Source organism: Alteromonas sp. ABE4_545 (assembly GCF_056161325.1).
Genome location: NZ_JBSWYY010000006.1, coordinates 90080 through 106890, shown reverse-complemented (window position 1 = coordinate 106890; position 16811 = coordinate 90080). Strand labels below are relative to the sequence as shown.

Here is a 16811-nt window from a genome sequence, read left to right as displayed (position 1 = left end):
ACCTAGCGTAGCCACTATGATGATGTCAGTTACGTCGCTGATGCCCGTAGGGATTTTGCCGCAGACACCATATTTTGCAACGCAGGGATCACTTCTGGCCATTGGCGTGTTTTTAAACCACAATCTGGGTTAACCCACAAACGCTCTGCCGGAATTCGCTCTGCCGCTTTACTCATTAAATTAACGATTTGTTCCTCATGAGGAATATTGGGTGAATGGATATCATATACCCCCGGACCTATTTCATTTGGATAATGGAACCGCTCAAATACATTCAACAGCTCCATATCTGAGCGGGAGGTTTCGATCGTGATTACGTCCGCATCCATATGTGCGATGGCTTCAATAATGTCATTGAACTCTGAATAACACATATGCGTATGGATCTGAGTTTCGTCACTGACGCCATTGGCAGCGATTCGGTACGATTCTACCGCCCAATCGAGATAGCTTTGCCATTCAGACTGACGTAACGGTAAGCCTTCTCGCAGTGCCGCCTCATCAATTTGAATCACTTTTACCCCAGCGCGCTCTAAATCTTGCACTTCATCACGAATAGCCAAAGCTAACTGTAAACAGGTTTCTTGGCGGGGCTGATCATCTCGTACAAAAGACCAGTTAAGAATGGTAACCGGTCCAGTCAACATACCTTTCATCGGTTTATCTGTCAGTGATTGGGCATATTTGGTCCAATCAACCGTCATCGCCTTAGGGCGACTGATATCACCAAATAAAATAGGCGGTTTAACACAACGGGAACCATAAGACTGTACCCAACCAAATTGGCTAAACACATAACCTTGAAGCTGTTCGCCAAAATACTCCACCATATCATTGCGTTCTGCTTCACCGTGAACCAGCACGTCTAAGCCGAGTTTTTCTTGCTCACGCACAGCGTGTTCAATTTCCGCTTTCATCTTGGAAATGTATTCCTGCTTGGTTATTTGGCGCTTTTTGTACGCCAGTCGAGCACTGCGAATATCGGACGTTTGTGGAAATGAGCCTATCGTTGTTGTGGGATACAGCGGTAAATTAAGATACTTTTGTTGTTTAGCAATGCGCTCAACATACGGGCTGTTTCGTTTACCAAACTGTTTTGTAATCCGCTTTACTGCCGCTTTAACGTCAGGATTGTGAACACGTAGCGAGTTTACCCGACTATTAACTGCAGCCTGATTAGCAGCCAGCTCGTCAGCGACGGCACTCCGGCCTTCATTGATCGCCCTGCCTAATATCAATAGTTCTTGCAACTTCTGCTTAGCAAAAGCCAACCAACTGCGTATATCGTCATCCAATTGTTGTTCGCTATCCAGGTCAACGGGTACGTGAAGCAATGAACACGAGGGCGCAATCCATAAACGGTCACCTAATTTATTAGCGATAGGCTCCAACCAATCCAAAGTGGCATTCAAATCGGTTAGCCAAACATTACGACCATCAATAGCACCTACAGACAACACCTTATCTACGGGTAGCGAATCTACAATTTGCTTAACTTCTGCTTTACCCCGAACCGCATCGATATGCAATCCCGCTACGGGTAACTCAACGGCTTGCTGCAAGTTTTCTTGCAAGGTGCCGAAATATGTCGTCAACAGAATCTGAATAGGACTTGCTTTGAATGTCTGGTAGGCAGTATCAAAGGCTTTTTTCCATGACACATCCAGTTCTGTCACCAAAATAGGTTCATCTACCTGAACCCAATCAGCCCCTGCCGTTGCTAACTGCGCTAATAACTCACAATAAACGGGTAATATTTGCGCCAATAAATCTAAACGATTAACGTCGTCTTTTTCCTTACAGAGCCACAGGTAAGTAACCGGACCAATAATGACTGGCTTAACATTTATGCCAATGCTTTTGGCCTCAGCGATTTGCGTCAATAATCGCTCAGCATTTAATGAGAACTGCGTATCCTTTGTCACCTCTGGTACTATGTAATGGTAGTTAGTATCAAACCATTTGGTCATTTCACCTGCATGAACACCATTGCAATGTTGATCATTGGCTGAGCGCCCTCTCGCGACACGAAAATAACTATCCAGATCTGAACCTTCCAAACCTTTCACCCGTGCAGGTATGTTGCCCAAGGTAAAACTCATATCAAGAACCTGGTCATACAGTGAAAAATCACCTACCGGGATATAGTTCAATACGTTCTGCGCCTCCCAATGACGAGTGCGTAACGCTTTCGCCGTCGACAGTAGCTCCAATTCAGTACTGTGCCCTTTCCAATACGCTTCTTGAGCAAATTTCAACTCACGCTTGCCGCCAACACGAGGAAAACCCAGATTATGTATCAATGCCATGCCTTCTTTCCTTTTGATAAATTGAGAGAACGATTAATTGAAGGCAGCTTAGAATAGATTTTAGATGAGAAAAAATGATATATTTTAAACAATCAATTATTTTTATTCATACATAAAATGTTAGAGCGCATCCATCTCAAAATTATTCATGCCGTCCATCAGCAAGGCTCACTCACTGCTGCCGCTAAGGAACTTTGTGTCACCCAGTCCGCTCTCAGCCATACGATGCGTAAACTGGAAGATAACCTAGGTACAGAAGTCTGGTTACGTGACGGAAGAAGTTTAAAGCTCACTCAGGCAGGCCAATACCTGCTCAATATCGCCAACCGGGTTCTGCCTTTGTTAGGCAGTGCGGAAGAAAGGCTAAAACAAATCGCCTTGGGCGAACGCGGTACATTGCGAATCGGTATGGAATGCCACCCTTGCTATCAATGGCTGTTAAAAGTGGTATCGCCGTTCCTGGAAAAATGGCCTGATGTTGATGTGGATGTGAAACAAAAATTTCAGTTTGGCGGTGTGGGCGCGTTGTTGGACTACGAAATTGATCTTCTGGTAACACCCGATCCCTATTACAAAAGTGGTCTTAGTTTTGAACCTGTGTTTGATTATGAGCAGGTGTTAGTTGTCTCCACATCACACCACTTAGCGGCGCGTCAATATGCCAAAGCTGAAGACCTTCAAGATCAGGTACTATTTACCTACCCAGTTGCAAAGGATCGCCTAGATATTTACACGCAGTTTCTTAATCCAGCGCAAGTGATTCCTCGAAAACACAAAACCATCGAAACCACCGACATCATGCTACAAATGGTCGCTTGTGGTCGGGGCGTTGCGGCATTACCGCGTTGGCTGGCCGAAGAGTATTGTTTAAAATTGCCGTTATCCGTTGTGCGTTTAGGTGAACAAGGCATTGCCAAACAAATTTATTTAGGCACTCGCGAAGGAGACAACAATATCGATTACCTCAAAGCCTTTATAAAAATGGCCCACAGCTACAAACACCCTTTGGCAATAAACCATGAGTAAATTGATTAATTCTGCCCAAGTACAGCCTTTAGCACTGCCCAACGGCCACAGCAAAGTGTTGCGTGATACTAACTAACACCGACTGGCTCACGGACGAGAAAAATTCGAGCTAGGAGTCATGCTCTATCGCAATGAAGAACCTGCGCAGGGTGTAGATAAAGAGAAGTAGGCAATAGCGGTCTCGCTTCTCCTTTTCATCCCGCTGTATTTCACCCTGCCGTATTTCACGCCGCTGCATTATCCATTCGGTTTCCAAACGCACAATCATGAAGAATATTCATAGGGCCACAAAATAAAATCAATATTAATCATAGGTCATTCAACCTAGAATTGCTTCAAGACATTAGCAGTCAGATTTTATTTACGTTCAAGGCACCAGATTATCATGAGTAGCGATTTCACCTATTCCATTAAAACTGTTCGATTTGATGAGCACTATTCACCTTCGAATGACACACGTCTTACGACAAACTTTGCTAACCTAGCACGCGGTGAAGTACGCCAAGAAAACCTTCGCAAAGCGATTAACATGATCAACAACTGTTTTAATAGCCTTGCCAGTTGGGACAACCCCAACAAAGACCGTTATTCAGTTGAACTCGATATTGTACATGTCGACATTGACGTAGAAGGCAATGGTGAGACCTTTCCCACCATTGAAGTATTAAAAACCTACATAATTGACAATAAAACCAATCAACGTATTGAAGGTATTGTTGGTAACAATTTTTCTTCCTATGTACGCGACTACGATTTCAGCGTGGTATTACGCAAACACAATGAAGGGAAAGATCACTTTTCAGTGCCTGATAACTATGGCGAATTGCACGGTAAAATGTTCAAAGATTTTATCAATTCCAGTGCATACAAAGAAAACTTTAGTAAGCCGCCTGTCATTTGTTTGAGTGTGTCGGATAACAAAACCTATCATCGCACAAATAATCAACATCCGGTTCTAGGTGTTGAATACAAGCCTAATGAATCTTCGTTGACAGAACAATATTTCAAAACCATGGGGATGGAAGTTCGCTACTTCATGCCAGCAAACAGTGTGGCCCCCTATGCATTCTTTTTCTTCGGCGATTTATTGAATGACTACAGCACACTGGAACTCATCAGCACCTTAAGCACCATGGAAACCTTCCAGAAAATTTATCGCCCAGAGATTTATAACGCCAACTCTGTTGCCGGTGAAGTGTATAAGCCGAGCTTGAAAAACTTAGATTGCTCTCTAACCCAAGTGGTTTATGACCGAGAAGAACGCGCTCGCCTTGCGATTGAACAAGGCAAATGGTGTGAAGAGAATTTCATTCAAAGGCACGAAAAAACGCTTCAGCAGTGGGCTGCCAATTACGCTGAGCCATCTTTTTGAAATTAAGGTATAGATAGCATTAACTATGAAAAAACTATTCCCGACCTCCACCGCTGGAAGTCTGCCAAAACCGTCTTGGTTGGCTCAACCTGAACAACTCTGGTCTCCATGGAAATTAGAAGGAGAAGCACTGGTAGCAGGCAAACAGGACGCACTGCGAGTGACATTACAAGAACAGGCTAGTGCAGGTATTGATATTGTCAGCGACGGTGAACAAACACGTCAGCACTTTGTTACCACCTTTATCGAAAACTTGAGCGGTGTTGACTTTGAAAATAAAAAAACAGTCAGAATTCGCGACCGTTATGATGCCAGTGTGCCTGGTGTTATTGGTCCAGTCAGTCGTCAAAAACCCGTTTTCGTCGATGATGCCAAATTTCTTCGCTCGCAAACTAATCAGCCAATAAAATGGGCATTGCCTGGGCCGATGACCATGGTAGACACCCTCTATGATGACTACTATCAGGATCGTAAAACCCTTGCATTTGAATTTGCTAAAGCATTGAACCAAGAAGCCAAAGAATTGGAAGCCGCTGGCGTTAATATCATTCAATTTGATGAACCCGCGTTTAACGTGTTTCTGGATGAGGTCAATGAGTGGGGCATCGAAGCATTAGAAATAGCCTGTGAAGGTTTAAAATGCGAAACAGCCATCCATATTTGTTATGGATATGGGATAAAAGCCAATACCGACTGGAAAAAGACCTTAGGTGCAGAGTGGCGCCACTATGAAAGAACGTTTCCGGCGATTCAAAAGTCGAGCATTGATATTATTTCGTTAGAGTGTCATAACGGTCGTGTGCCATTTGAAGTTCTTGAGTTGCTTAAAGGCAAGAAAGTCATGGTTGGCGCCATTGATGTGGCAACCAATGACATTGAAACTCCCGATGAAGTTGCCGCGACCATTCGCGAAGCGCTTAAGTACGTCGATGCTGACAAGCTCTACCCTTGCACTAACTGTGGAATGGCCCCTCTGTCACGGGATGTGGCAAGAGGTAAACTCCAAGCTTTAGCCGCAGGCGCTGAAATAGTCAGAAAAGAGCTCTCTGCTTAATTTTCTCACTTACTTCATTCAACCAACAAATGGGGCCCCATTTGTTGGTTTTTGTCTTTTTCAGTCCATCCAATCCAAGTGAAGCAATAATATCACTGACAAGATTCAAAGCTCGATTACTTCGTTGAGTACTTAGGGAATATCGATAAATGCCGTCATTAATCCGTAGATTTAAGCAGTAAGTAGCACCACGTTTTATGGTGTATGGAACAGAAATGTGTGACATCTTGTGTGGCTCTTTACTAATTTAGTCATCACGCAAGGCTAATAATAGCTAATAACCCAATGATTTATATAGAAATAAATCAGAAAAGTCGGAGTTGGCCGATAAGCCGAGTATTCAAAAAACAGGTCTACATCATATCAATAAGTTAAGTTACTTCAATAACTTTTGGATTCCACAATTAGTATCTTATTGTGTGACACAACGATAGGCCGTTTTACATCCTTGTGATACACAAGAACTGTAAACCAACTTTGTGATCGAAAGCTTTGACAAAGAGGGGTAACAACAATACCCGAAAAAAGGTAAAAAGTGTTTTGTAATCACACACAGTTACTGCTGTATATCTAAGAGGTAAAGTTGAAACTAGCACACACTACTTCGAATCTTTCCATTCAGTTTTTATATTTTAATGTAGTAAATTTTTTTGAGCTAAATCATGCCTTACTATTGTGCATGATTTACTCAATCTTGATGAGGTGTTTCGATAATCAATCAAGCCAATGTCATGAAGTTTTGACATCCAATTACTGACTTGTGGCTGGTGACAATCCAGCACTATGGCTAATTCTTCTTGCTTAGGAGTGTATAGCTTCCCACGAACAATTGCATTTTCGTAGCTGATGCAAAGGTGCATATACAGCATTAGCTCTGAATGGGTGAGTATCTTTGATTTAATTAACTCAATATAGAATGAGTCGCGAGTTTGTGATTCTATCATATGTTTCTCCAAAATATTTTTGTTGTTCAAATACTAAACGGAGAAAGAATCGAATGTAGATATGCTAAAACTTTTTTCAACTTCTAATATAAGTATAACACTTAAAAAAAATAATGTCAAGCAAACTTCATGCCAAAGAAGGCGTGGCGTTGATTATTATATAGTTTAAACCTCACCCTATGTCAGGTTTCATAGGGCTTACACAACTCATTTACCCTTTCGAGAATTTTCCATTCTCTAATTTTATTTGGAAGTTTGAACAATTTTTCACACTCAAAAAGCACCATTACTTCTGATGCATTAGCAGACCTTGAAGTCTCACCTTTTACATCTTCATTTATTTCTTGCTGCTTAGTTATTAGTACTTCTAAGTTAGCATTTGTTGATTTTTGCTCTTCAACCGTATTGTTAAGCGATTGCAATATAGACTCTATATCAACAATTGCTGTTGTATTTTCTTCGATATTAAGTTCTTCTGCACGTTGTCTAGAAAGATAATGCTGAAAATATTCCAGAAACTCAGCATATTGATTCGGCATGGTGATCGTTGGAGTAATTGGCTGTTGTCTTGAAATTTCGTCTACCCTACCATCGATACTATTAACCTTACTTCTCAACTCTTGATAATCGTTCTTTAATCCAGAAAATTTTTCTATGTTTTGATCTACCTTTTTCTCCACAGTTTCTCTCGTAGTATCTAAAGTGACGTTCACACTCACTACTACAGAAAAGCTTAAGGATGATAAAAATGAAAACATATGAATTTTATCACTCAAGACTTCCTTGGTTTCACTCGAAGGAGATAAAATATCACGAGTTAACTCTTTTGTTTTATCTGATATAAACGAAAAGAAGCCAAACATACCATTCAATAGCAGATCAATCGCGACACCGTAGTAGATAGTCTGAATTAATAAGGTTAGATGTTCTTTACTATTTTCGTTAATGAAACTTACATTTGACAGCATATCTTTGTAAAAAAGCATAGCTCCGCCCAATACTGAAGATCCTATCAATAGTAAGCTTTTCCCTATTATTTTGGGGATTTTATAATTGTCTTTTTTAATTATTACGATGAATGAATCTAATAACTTTCCGAATTCCTTTCGCATTGTAATCTTCCTAAATAGAATCTTAATTTTGGATTAGTTACTGAGACATAGATTTATTACTTGAACTAAAACGTAGAAGAGAACATAAGCATTACTCCTCGCGAGTCTACCGAACGCAATAAGTTCGCGGGATCAGTTGCTGTAGTAGTGCTACCGTCTTCAATATTTTCTCGAAATACCTGTCCGTCGGTATCAAGGAAAAATCCAATTCCTACATTAAAAGACCCACCTTCGTCATCTTTAGCACCTAGCATTGCTCCAAATCCAAAAGTACTCAGAGGCTCAACACCTTCTTCTCCTAATAGACCTACTGCGATATAAGGCCCAATCCCAATATCGTTATGCCACATTGTCCCTCGATAGAACCAATAGTGATACTCAACTAGTAACAAAGCGCGTTGTTTTCCAGAGTCTTGGACTTGAACTATTCCATCAACAATCGTTGCATCATAAATAAGTTCGTCTCCTACAGAGGTATAAGCTAGACCGACTCCCCAGTTAAAGCCTGCAAATTTATTATCAGAATCAATTTCTTTTTCTATAGCTGCATTCAATTCACCAGCTGCGATAGCTCTGACTTTCTCACTTTCGGTTACACTACCCCCATCATTTAAACATGCAGTAAAATCCTGATATCCATTCGTAACATTATTTGTGCTACTTTCGAATTCCAGCTTTATATTCTTATATGTGCCTGATTTGATCCCCCAGCAATTTCCACTCGAAGATTTTAGAACCAAAACATCGTGAGTAAATCCAATAATATCTCTTCCAAAACTATGAGTGTTCTTATCAATTGAGCTTGCTTCAGCAAGCAGGTAGCATGACTGGAACAAAATGATAAACAGAGAGAAAACAAATTTGTTAAATAGAGAGGTAACTCTTTTCATGTCAAATTCCTTTTTAACTTTCAAGCGTAAGAACTGATATACTTGTACAAAAATCAAACAGATTCAATTGATTTATCCAACTTTTACAAATACTTTAGAGTTAACAAGAAAATGTTGGTAAGTTGGCTGTGATAAACACAGACTGGCTAACGTACAAAAAACAAAGTTTTCAATACCATGTTAATTTCTAAACTTATGATCAAAATATTACTCTTAATTTCAATTATTTTATCGTTTACATCGATTGCCGAGATAAGAAGCGTACATTGTCCATTAGGATGCCCAAGCTTAGATATTGAAAATAATGATGTTGTTTTCAACCACACCTACGCAATCAGTAACGATGCAAAAACAAAGTTTGCTGACTGGGTAGCTTATGAAGTTAATGTTCTTAATTTTGGAGACTCGCCGGGACGAAACTGGGGGAATGATCCGTTAATTGACGATGATGAAAGTTTAGAAGAAGCAGACTACAAAGGTGCTAACAAAGCACTCAAAGTAGATAAAGGTCATCTAGCACCATTAGCTAGTTTTGCAGGTCACCCTAACTGGAGTGAACTCAATTACCTATCAAATATTACACCACAAAAATCTGAATTGAACCAAGGCGCTTGGGGGGACTTAGAAGATGCCGTTAGAAGCGCTGTAAGCTTCAGGAAGCCACTTTATGTCATCACTGGAACAATTTATCAAGAACGAGAACTGAGCTTACCAGCAGCCGATGAGAGCCATAAAATACCATCGGCTTTTTTCAAGGTTGTTTATGATTTGAAAGGAAATTCAGCTAGTTTTATTTTCGACCAAGAATTACCTCGTAGTGCCAAGTATTGTGATTCTATCGTAACAAATAAAGTAATGAATCAGTCAGTTGATTTTGCCATGCCTTCTTTTAACGATTCAGAAGTAGTTAAGAATATGCTGAAATGCCGATGAACATTATTGGTGTTACATTCAATGTTTATGGGTGTTTAAAGCACTAACTTACACCCCTTCTAAGTTTCTGGTAATTTTAAAATATCATAGATGAAAAAATACAATTCACACCTAATACCAAAGGATTACTATGAACTTTAAAGGCATCGACTTTGTCAGTTTTGTTCTTCCGTTGTTCTTAGTTGCTTTATCATTATTGTTTGTTCTTGCAACTATTGTTATTAACAACTTAGAAGCTAAAGACGTTGTTTTTTCTTTTACTGCTCTTATTGCAGCTTTTGTATTATTTGCTTTGAATACAATGCTTTCATTGAAAAATGAAGAATCTACAACTCGTGTCAACTCTCAACTTTCTTTTAATCCTGTAAACCAATGTGTTGACTTAAGGGTTTTTCAAGGAGAACACAAAAGCGAATTTATTCTTAAACATGCTACGAGTCTTGCGTCGAATTTCGAATTAGTTAAAAAACTAAATGATCTTAGAAATTCTGATGGAAAGAACTATCAATCGCAAAAAAATTTAGCTGAAGAAGCCATATTAAATGTCTATAAGTTTGCGATTGTTGCCCATCTCATTGAGTCATATCGAGATTGGGATTTAAATCATGTTCAATTTCGGGGCTCTGATAAAATTATTCAACGTATTAATGGTAATGGACAGAATGATACAGAGCTTTCAATGAGAGAGTTATCCCATGAAATGGGAAATATCGTTGATTTTAGTTCTCACGTAGTACCCCAAAGAGCTACTTGGCTTCTTCCAGCCGATACTAAATTTCGCTCAGATAAAAATGGCTTACTTTTGGATAACCCATTTGTAAAATTAAGGATTAGCATTGAGTCTGACTTGGATACTTGGGCTACAGGGCTCTATAAAACTAATCGATACTTAAAACAAGCCTGTATTGATAGTCAAGAAAATCAAGAAATAGTAAACTATAACAATAACATAGTCATAAATGTAAACTTTAAAAAACAAAGAAATGGAAGTACACAAAAACAGAAATATAAGGACTGGGTTGAAAAATTACTATCTTCAATAAATCAAGGATTTAGTTCTTATCCAGATTAGTTTTGATGTTTTCTCCCATGCACATTATCGGTTATCGACTCAAATTATGTTTCTAGCAAGCGCATATACTGTCGCTCCACCAGCTAATTCCTTTCTAATACGCTTTTTTTGTTCATCATCAAACATACTTTTACGACCTAGCTTAACACCTCGTTCCTTAGCGGCCTTAATTCCCTCTGAGGTGCGCTGTATGATGAGATCTCTTTCTAGTTGAGAAAATGCACCAATCAATGATAGCTGCGCTACAGCGAACGGATAGGCGTATGTAGTTATTTTGTGACAACTGCGTATCAATAAGTTAGGATTAGTTAATAACTATTTTGTGGCATAAATTTTACTTTTTGTGTAGCAATTCTTCACACTAATCAGAACGATACAGCCATAATAGTTCTCTATAATTACTGAAGTTCATTGTGCTAAAACACTTCAATATTTCTTGGTTTTAAGGGAGTAAACCAATTTGACAGATATCCCAATTAATGAAAACCGCGGCTCCTCTGGTGGTCAATCACATCCCCCCGAGGGGACGGTGCAAATAGAAAAGTCTCCATTTCAAGGGATGTCAGACGTGTTACAAGGTCTATCTGCTGGTAACTCAAGAAGCTTTGGAGGAGAAATAGGCGCTGGACTATTAAGAGCTAGCTTTTGTCAAATGGAAGAGTCATTAAAAAATAAGGACTCACAGCTAAAAAATAAAGAGCACCAATTAGAGGAATTAAAAGAAAAATTAGACCAAGTTCGCGAAGAATTGAGTGAATATAAGACCGAAGTTTCAGTATTAAAAGAAAGGGTAGCTGCTAACGGAAAAATAAGAAAACTAGGCAATATATCAATAACCTTAGGAACTGCATTAGTCGGTGTCGCTATTGAACTATATAGAAATAAATTAGTTTCAGCATCAACAGTTGTGTGCTTCATTGGAGTTGGACTAATTATTTTGGGATGGTTTACAGGACATGGAGACAAGTAATGGTTCTAGATGACTTGTACGAAATAAAAATCGTTAACGTAAATGATAGAGGTGTTCCAAACAAGGAATGCATCGCTATTCAAATCAATCAACCCCTTAACATTGGTCAATATGGAGTGATGATAGGACACCAACCATTAGGACATAACCAAGCAATACCCTTGAGAGATAACTTATATTGGTTTGGTGACGCAATCCTTAATGTTGGTGACTGGATTTTTCTGTACACTGGGCCAGGCAATTTTCATGAAGATGCACTACCCAATGGTAATAAGTTGTATTCAGTCTATTGGAATAGGGCCAATACTATTTTTGCAGCATCAGAAACAGTCCCAATCCTTTTCAAAGTTGGAGCGGTACAATTAGGTTCGCAACCAAAAAATTTGCCACACACATCGAATTAATAAAGTGATTTTTTTAAAATTACCTGAAAGAGCTAAGAAAATGTAAAATAGATAAAAATCATTGCTTGTGTCAGGGTGTTAATCATCAGAATATCAGTCCGTCGAAAAGCACTGATAATTTTAAAATATCAACGATAGCGATATACAGTAGCCCTACTAATACCAAGCTTTTTGGCTACCTCAGTAGGTCTCAGGCCACTTTCTAACAGTCGCTTTACCCTTTCCTCATCTGTTGTCTTTTTGCGCCCCTGATAAGCTTCAGGGCGTTCTTGTTTAGCTTTAGCAATACCGGCTAGTTGTCTTTCTTTGCGTAGATTAGTTTCAAACTCTGCGAAGACTCCCAACATTTGAAGAAATGCCTTACCCGAAGCAGTGCCTGTATCAATCTTTTGATCCAATACCTCTAGCGAAGCTTTCTTTGATTCTAAAGTTTCTACTATTTCCAATAAATCTTTAAGGTTTCTGCCTAGTCGGTCTAGCTTCCAAACCACCAGCTTATCGCCTTCACCAATCATCTCTAGTAAAAGTGAAAGTACATCCCTTGTATCTACTGTTGTACCGCTCTTTTTTTCATGTCTAATTACGACCTCGGGATATGCTTTGCGGATGTCTGATTCCTGCATTCCAGTATCTTGATCTAATGTACTTACACGGCAATAACCAAAAATAGCCATATTGATTTCTCATTTGGATTTAAACCCTAGCAAGAATATGTCTAATAACTAGATAAATCAACCCTAATGAAACACTTTTTAAATGTCTCACTTAGGTATACCTTAATAAGAAAAGTTAACTCCTATTTATAATTCAGGTAGAGTAGTGCTAAATGGTCAATTCGAATTAAAAATGGAATTTATTAAGAACTTAACTAAACCTTTTGAAAGCGCTTCTGACTTTTTAAGAGAAAGGCTAGCTACGAGGTTAGCTTCAGCTTACGCCATATCGTGGCTGGTTTATAACTGGAGATTGGTATACTACTTCATCACTAGTGACGCTGATACAGAAACTAAAATCAACATTATCGATATAAAATATATCGACCACCCCTATATGTATGTATTTCCACTATTCTTTGCTTTTGGCTACATAATCCTTTATCCCCCTTTATCAGCATTAGCTGATTTTTTTTGGACTCTGCTTGATAATTTACCCCGAAGAAGATTCAAAGCATTCCTAGAAGGCCAAGTTCCATTATACGAAGACGATAGAGTTGCACTGTTTTCGTACGTACACGCTCAATCAGAAAAAGCAAATGAAGAAATCAATCGGAAAAATAAGGAAATCGCTTCATTACGGGCACTTTTAGCGAATTCTGGAGTTCTAAATTCTGAAATTGAGAATGCAGAAGAAATTACAGATAACGACGAAGACGTATACGACTACGACAGTATCATCAACTCTGGAGCGCTTAATAGTGAAAACACGATTTATTTTCTAAGGCGTTGGCTTTCATCTAAGTTTTTCCTATCTGTTGAAGACCCTGTGCATCAGCTTGACTTAGATAGAATAGTATTAGTGATACAGTCTATTGCCCGTTCGCATCCAGAACCTTGGAAAATAAAGGAATTAACACTAAGTACTAAAGACGGTAGGAAAAAAATAATAACGATTGAGGTGGTTAAGTCAATTATTATAAGATTAGTAGGTATAGGTATGATTATACCGCCCTATCATGGTCTAAAAGGTCTAAATGATCTGGGTAGTAAAGAAGGTGAATTCGACGACCTTTTTGTACTTACTAAAGAAGGCGTGAAACAAATTCAAGAGTTTATCGCTACTACCTAATCAAGTTTCAGACACTTAATAGCAGTTTCCAAACTAACAATCACATCATCAAATGGAATGATGAATTTGTCTGCGTCTGGATTCCTGAGAGCTAGTAAGTTGCTAATAAGCACCTCAGCTTGTTCCATACGAATGTTTGCTTCTAGCACTGCTCTATGAGCTTCTACAGGGGTTAAATAGGTATCTAACACTGGAATAAACCTCAATTAATTTGAATATATCCGATGATATAGAGGTTTAATTCAGTTACAGCTGATCTAAAGGTGTGAATAACACCATCTATTGGTGTTTATAATTATTTATTAGTCATTCGGATTTATGTAACTGATTGAATGGTAATGGTAAATCTATTTTCTAGTGGTATAAAAATATAAATTTGATAGACTAGTGAAACGATGTATGGATCTCGTCTTGTTAAACATCTCGTATAACGCCCTGTAATCAATTCTTAGAGCATTTGCACCTCACCCTTAGGGTATGCATTACCTTTGTGTCTTTATGCTCGTAGGGAGCTTTACAGTGAGTATTTTGGGCATCTGGACTTGCAATATTCCGTTAGTATTATTTTAACACTCTCAAGTTTACTTTTTCAGATAACAGATAAGAACATAGATTAGTTAAATTTGAGCGCTTGTCGATTGGGAATCTTCTTGCGATTAAGCTCACCATATCGTTGAAAGTTACCAGCTAAGTACTTATTAATATCATGAGGTTTTTGCTTTAATACCGCACTTCGATACTTCTCTGAACGATCAAAAGGAAACTCTTGTAACGTGAATTTGTAATCGTTACTGCAAGAAAATTCCTTAATTGAACTAATCCTTTCAAGTTTAGGTAACTTAGGTTCAGATAAACAAAAATAAGTAATCATTGGGGCTGTAACCCTTTGAATACGAATATCAAAATCCTGTTCTTCAAACTCCCTAAATGCAGCTTTACGTGTATTATTCAAGCATACTCTGTAAAGAAAGCCGATATCTGGATTAGTTCTACTGATCGACTTATTTATTGACCTGAGATGTTCAGACAATTTAAGTCTAAAATCATAACTTTTAAAGTACAAATTAAGCTTGAAACACCAGTTGTTGTTATCGAGCAATTTAACGAATTTTCTTTTTGTTTTATCTTCCGATGTTTCACTCATAAATAACTTATTAAAATGATATTATTCAAAGGGAGCGTATATTCCATAGTAACTCATCTTTATTTTAACGTTACATTATTCTACCTAATCCTCAGCCAGACATGCCCTTTACGTCAAATCCCGCTTTGCAAAAAAACAAAAACACTGTCCCAAGTATGCGGTGACTTTAAGCGAAATCCGTGCTTATTCTATCGATGTATTCTTTCATTAATTTTATATTATCTGGGTGAGTATAATTCTTTGTAATACTCTTTTCAGAGGTTATAGAATGACCCACCATGACTTCAATGTAAGGTTGTGGTACATCTTTCTCCATCAAACGAGTAATAACAAAGTGTCTAAAGCTATACAGTGTTAATAATTTTCCATCGAAAGCCTTAAGTGGTATCTGACAATTAGGCCTAATGTAGTTGGTGTAGATACGAGTCAAAAACTTTTCTGATTTCGAATACCTATGAAATAGATACTCTTCACTACAGTCTTTTACAAAATCAATAAAGCCTTTATCAATCAAAACCTTATGAACTGGTACGATACGATTGCTATTGGCAGTTTTTACCTTTCCAGCTTCTTTGGTTATTCTGAAAAACCATATGCCAGTATCATCTTTGATAACATCACATTTCCGCAATTGCATTACTTCAGAGTTGCGCATACCTGTATACGCCATAATATTCACAGGCCATTTTTTTCCTAAACCGAGATTATCAACGTATGAAAGAATATTTGAAAATTGAATATCTGAAAACCGTCCTCTTTCATTCACATCAAGTTTCTCAAAATTCATTTTTTTAATGACGCTCATATCTCCGTCGTACTCACGACAATAAAAATTAAAGTAAGTGTAAAGCTTTTTACTGAATTCATTTACAAATTTAGGACTTACGATATCGACCTCATCAATGTCACCTCCCTGCGTTAATTTAACCCTTTCTTCAATCGACATCTTATTATAAGGAGACACATTCCCTTTAGGTAAATTTGAAACGACTTCAACCAATAACGAATCCAAATCACTAGATTTAACATCCCCGACAAATACATCTTGAAAATAACAATTTAAAACGGCAACAAACCTTTCGTTATCAGCTAAATTCTTTTTATTCCAAGGAACACCTTTATAACTTTGACTTCTGGGTAACTTCCCCTTCTCGCCAGCATTTATAAAAGTTTTAGAAAAGTCAGAGAAAAGTACCTCTTTTTTTCTTTCATCGACTAAGTTTTGGAAGTATTTTGAAGCCTTTGGGTAATCACCCTCACATAGAACCTTTCTTATAAATTCAAGTTGAGAGAAGAACTTTATTAGTTTTTCCTCTGCCTCAAATAAATTTCTATCGATATCAGTTACATCAACATCGATTACATCTTCTTTTGTAAATAAACTAGAAAATAGACTATTTACTAAAGTATCAGGTGGGGAGCTTGGAAAAGAGTCGTCAATTTTATACTGCCAAAAAGAAGGAATATCATCTAGATCAGTGGGATACCCGCAATTATTAAACTGCCCTCTCATTCTTTTATATTGGTAGCTTTGAACTAGGTTTTCAGTATGTGGACTATCCTTATCAAATACGCTACTCACCTTATATAGGTATTTAGATATCGTGTCTTTTACTAAAGCGTCTAGCTTGCTTTTCTCCATGTTTCCTATTTCCTTCTTTGAAACCCTAGCAAGGATACTACTAACTATTTTGAGTGCTTCATAGGAATTATCCGTATGCAAAGAATGTCTCACAAAAACATCTTTAAAGCGGATATTGAAGTAGTAAATCCTACCTCTCTTTATGGTATGTGGT

At 38.2% G+C, this 16811-nt stretch carries 17 protein-coding genes; 8 read left to right on the top strand and 9 right to left on the bottom strand.

Annotation, left to right across the window (positions count from 1 at the left end; genetic code table 11):
- Positions 1-29 precede the first annotated feature (29 nt).
- A complete protein-coding gene (gene metE, locus ACXAH6_RS08110) occupies positions 30-2309 on the bottom strand; it encodes a 5-methyltetrahydropteroyltriglutamate--homocysteine S-methyltransferase (RefSeq protein WP_474876153.1) in 2280 nt (759 codons plus the stop codon).
- Positions 2310-2426: 117 nt separating this feature from the next.
- Between metE and ACXAH6_RS08105 the strand changes: the two genes are divergently transcribed.
- From ACXAH6_RS08105 to ACXAH6_RS08095, 3 genes are all read left to right on the top strand, one after another.
- Positions 2427-3335, top strand: coding sequence for a LysR family transcriptional regulator (locus ACXAH6_RS08105; RefSeq protein ID WP_474876152.1), 909 nt, complete (start codon positions 2427-2429; stop codon positions 3333-3335).
- Positions 3336-3720: 385 nt separating this feature from the next.
- Entirely contained in the window at positions 3721-4707 is a 987-nt protein-coding gene (locus ACXAH6_RS08100) for a DUF1852 domain-containing protein (protein WP_474876151.1), read from the top strand.
- Positions 4708-4732: 25 nt separating this feature from the next.
- Positions 4733-5761, top strand: coding sequence for a methionine synthase (locus ACXAH6_RS08095; RefSeq protein ID WP_474876150.1), 1029 nt, complete (start codon positions 4733-4735; stop codon positions 5759-5761).
- A 632-nt stretch (positions 5762-6393) separates the two neighbouring features.
- Here the strand turns inward: ACXAH6_RS08095 and ACXAH6_RS08090 are convergent.
- The 3 genes from ACXAH6_RS08090 to ACXAH6_RS08080 form a co-directional block, all read right to left on the bottom strand.
- Positions 6394-6705 (bottom strand): hypothetical protein, encoded by a 312-nt coding sequence (locus ACXAH6_RS08090; RefSeq protein WP_474876149.1) that lies wholly within the window; start codon positions 6703-6705, stop codon positions 6394-6396.
- A gap of 182 nt (positions 6706-6887) precedes the next feature.
- The gene (locus ACXAH6_RS08085) at positions 6888-7817 is read right to left on the bottom strand and encodes a hypothetical protein (protein WP_474876148.1); all 930 of its coding nucleotides are present in this window, start codon (positions 7815-7817) and stop codon (positions 6888-6890) included.
- Between the two features lie 65 nt (positions 7818-7882).
- Positions 7883-8707 (bottom strand): hypothetical protein, encoded by an 825-nt coding sequence (locus tag ACXAH6_RS08080; RefSeq protein WP_474876147.1) that lies wholly within the window; start codon positions 8705-8707, stop codon positions 7883-7885.
- Between the two features lie 177 nt (positions 8708-8884).
- On the opposite strand from ACXAH6_RS08080, the gene ACXAH6_RS08075 reads away from it, so the two are divergent.
- On the top strand, positions 8885-9640 hold the full coding sequence (locus ACXAH6_RS08075; RefSeq protein WP_474876146.1) for a DNA/RNA non-specific endonuclease: 756 nt from the start codon (positions 8885-8887) through the stop codon (positions 9638-9640).
- Between the two features lie 130 nt (positions 9641-9770).
- Positions 9771-10712 (top strand): hypothetical protein, encoded by a 942-nt coding sequence (locus ACXAH6_RS08070; RefSeq protein ID WP_474876145.1) that lies wholly within the window; start codon positions 9771-9773, stop codon positions 10710-10712.
- Between the two features lie 39 nt (positions 10713-10751).
- On the opposite strand, the gene ACXAH6_RS08065 is transcribed toward ACXAH6_RS08070, so the two are convergent.
- Positions 10752-11006, bottom strand: coding sequence for a recombinase family protein (locus ACXAH6_RS08065; protein ID WP_474876144.1), 255 nt, complete (start codon positions 11004-11006; stop codon positions 10752-10754).
- 166 nt (positions 11007-11172) lie between these two features.
- Between ACXAH6_RS08065 and ACXAH6_RS08060 the strand changes: the two genes are divergently transcribed.
- Together ACXAH6_RS08060 and ACXAH6_RS08055 are read left to right on the top strand one after the other, a co-directional pair.
- Positions 11173-11682, top strand: coding sequence for a hypothetical protein (locus ACXAH6_RS08060; RefSeq protein ID WP_474876143.1), 510 nt, complete (start codon positions 11173-11175; stop codon positions 11680-11682).
- Positions 11682-12086, top strand: a complete 405-nt coding sequence (locus tag ACXAH6_RS08055; RefSeq protein WP_474876142.1) for a hypothetical protein — start codon at positions 11682-11684, stop codon at positions 12084-12086. The genes ACXAH6_RS08060 and ACXAH6_RS08055 overlap by 1 nt, the downstream gene beginning before the upstream one ends.
- 128 nt (positions 12087-12214) lie before the next feature.
- Here ACXAH6_RS08055 and ACXAH6_RS08050 read toward each other — a convergent pair whose 3' ends face one another.
- Entirely contained in the window at positions 12215-12760 is a 546-nt protein-coding gene (locus tag ACXAH6_RS08050) for a recombinase family protein (protein ID WP_474876141.1), read from the bottom strand.
- Positions 12761-12905: 145 nt separating this feature from the next.
- On the opposite strand from ACXAH6_RS08050, the gene ACXAH6_RS08045 reads away from it, so the two are divergent.
- On the top strand, positions 12906-13871 hold the full coding sequence (locus ACXAH6_RS08045; protein WP_474876140.1) for a hypothetical protein: 966 nt from the start codon (positions 12906-12908) through the stop codon (positions 13869-13871).
- On the opposite strand, the gene ACXAH6_RS08040 is transcribed toward ACXAH6_RS08045, so the two are convergent.
- From ACXAH6_RS08040 to ACXAH6_RS08030, 3 genes are all read right to left on the bottom strand, one after another.
- Positions 13868-14062, bottom strand: coding sequence for a hypothetical protein (locus ACXAH6_RS08040; RefSeq protein ID WP_474876139.1), 195 nt, complete (start codon positions 14060-14062; stop codon positions 13868-13870). The two genes, ACXAH6_RS08045 and ACXAH6_RS08040, sit on opposite strands and share 4 nt — an antisense overlap.
- A gap of 422 nt (positions 14063-14484) precedes the next feature.
- A complete protein-coding gene (locus ACXAH6_RS08035) occupies positions 14485-14823 on the bottom strand; it encodes a hypothetical protein (protein ID WP_474876138.1) in 339 nt (112 codons plus the stop codon).
- Positions 14824-15181: 358 nt separating this feature from the next.
- The gene (locus tag ACXAH6_RS08030; protein ID WP_474876137.1) at positions 15182-16657 is read right to left on the bottom strand and encodes a tyrosine-type recombinase/integrase; all 1476 of its coding nucleotides are present in this window, start codon (positions 16655-16657) and stop codon (positions 15182-15184) included.
- Between the last annotated feature and the right edge of the window lie 154 nt (positions 16658-16811).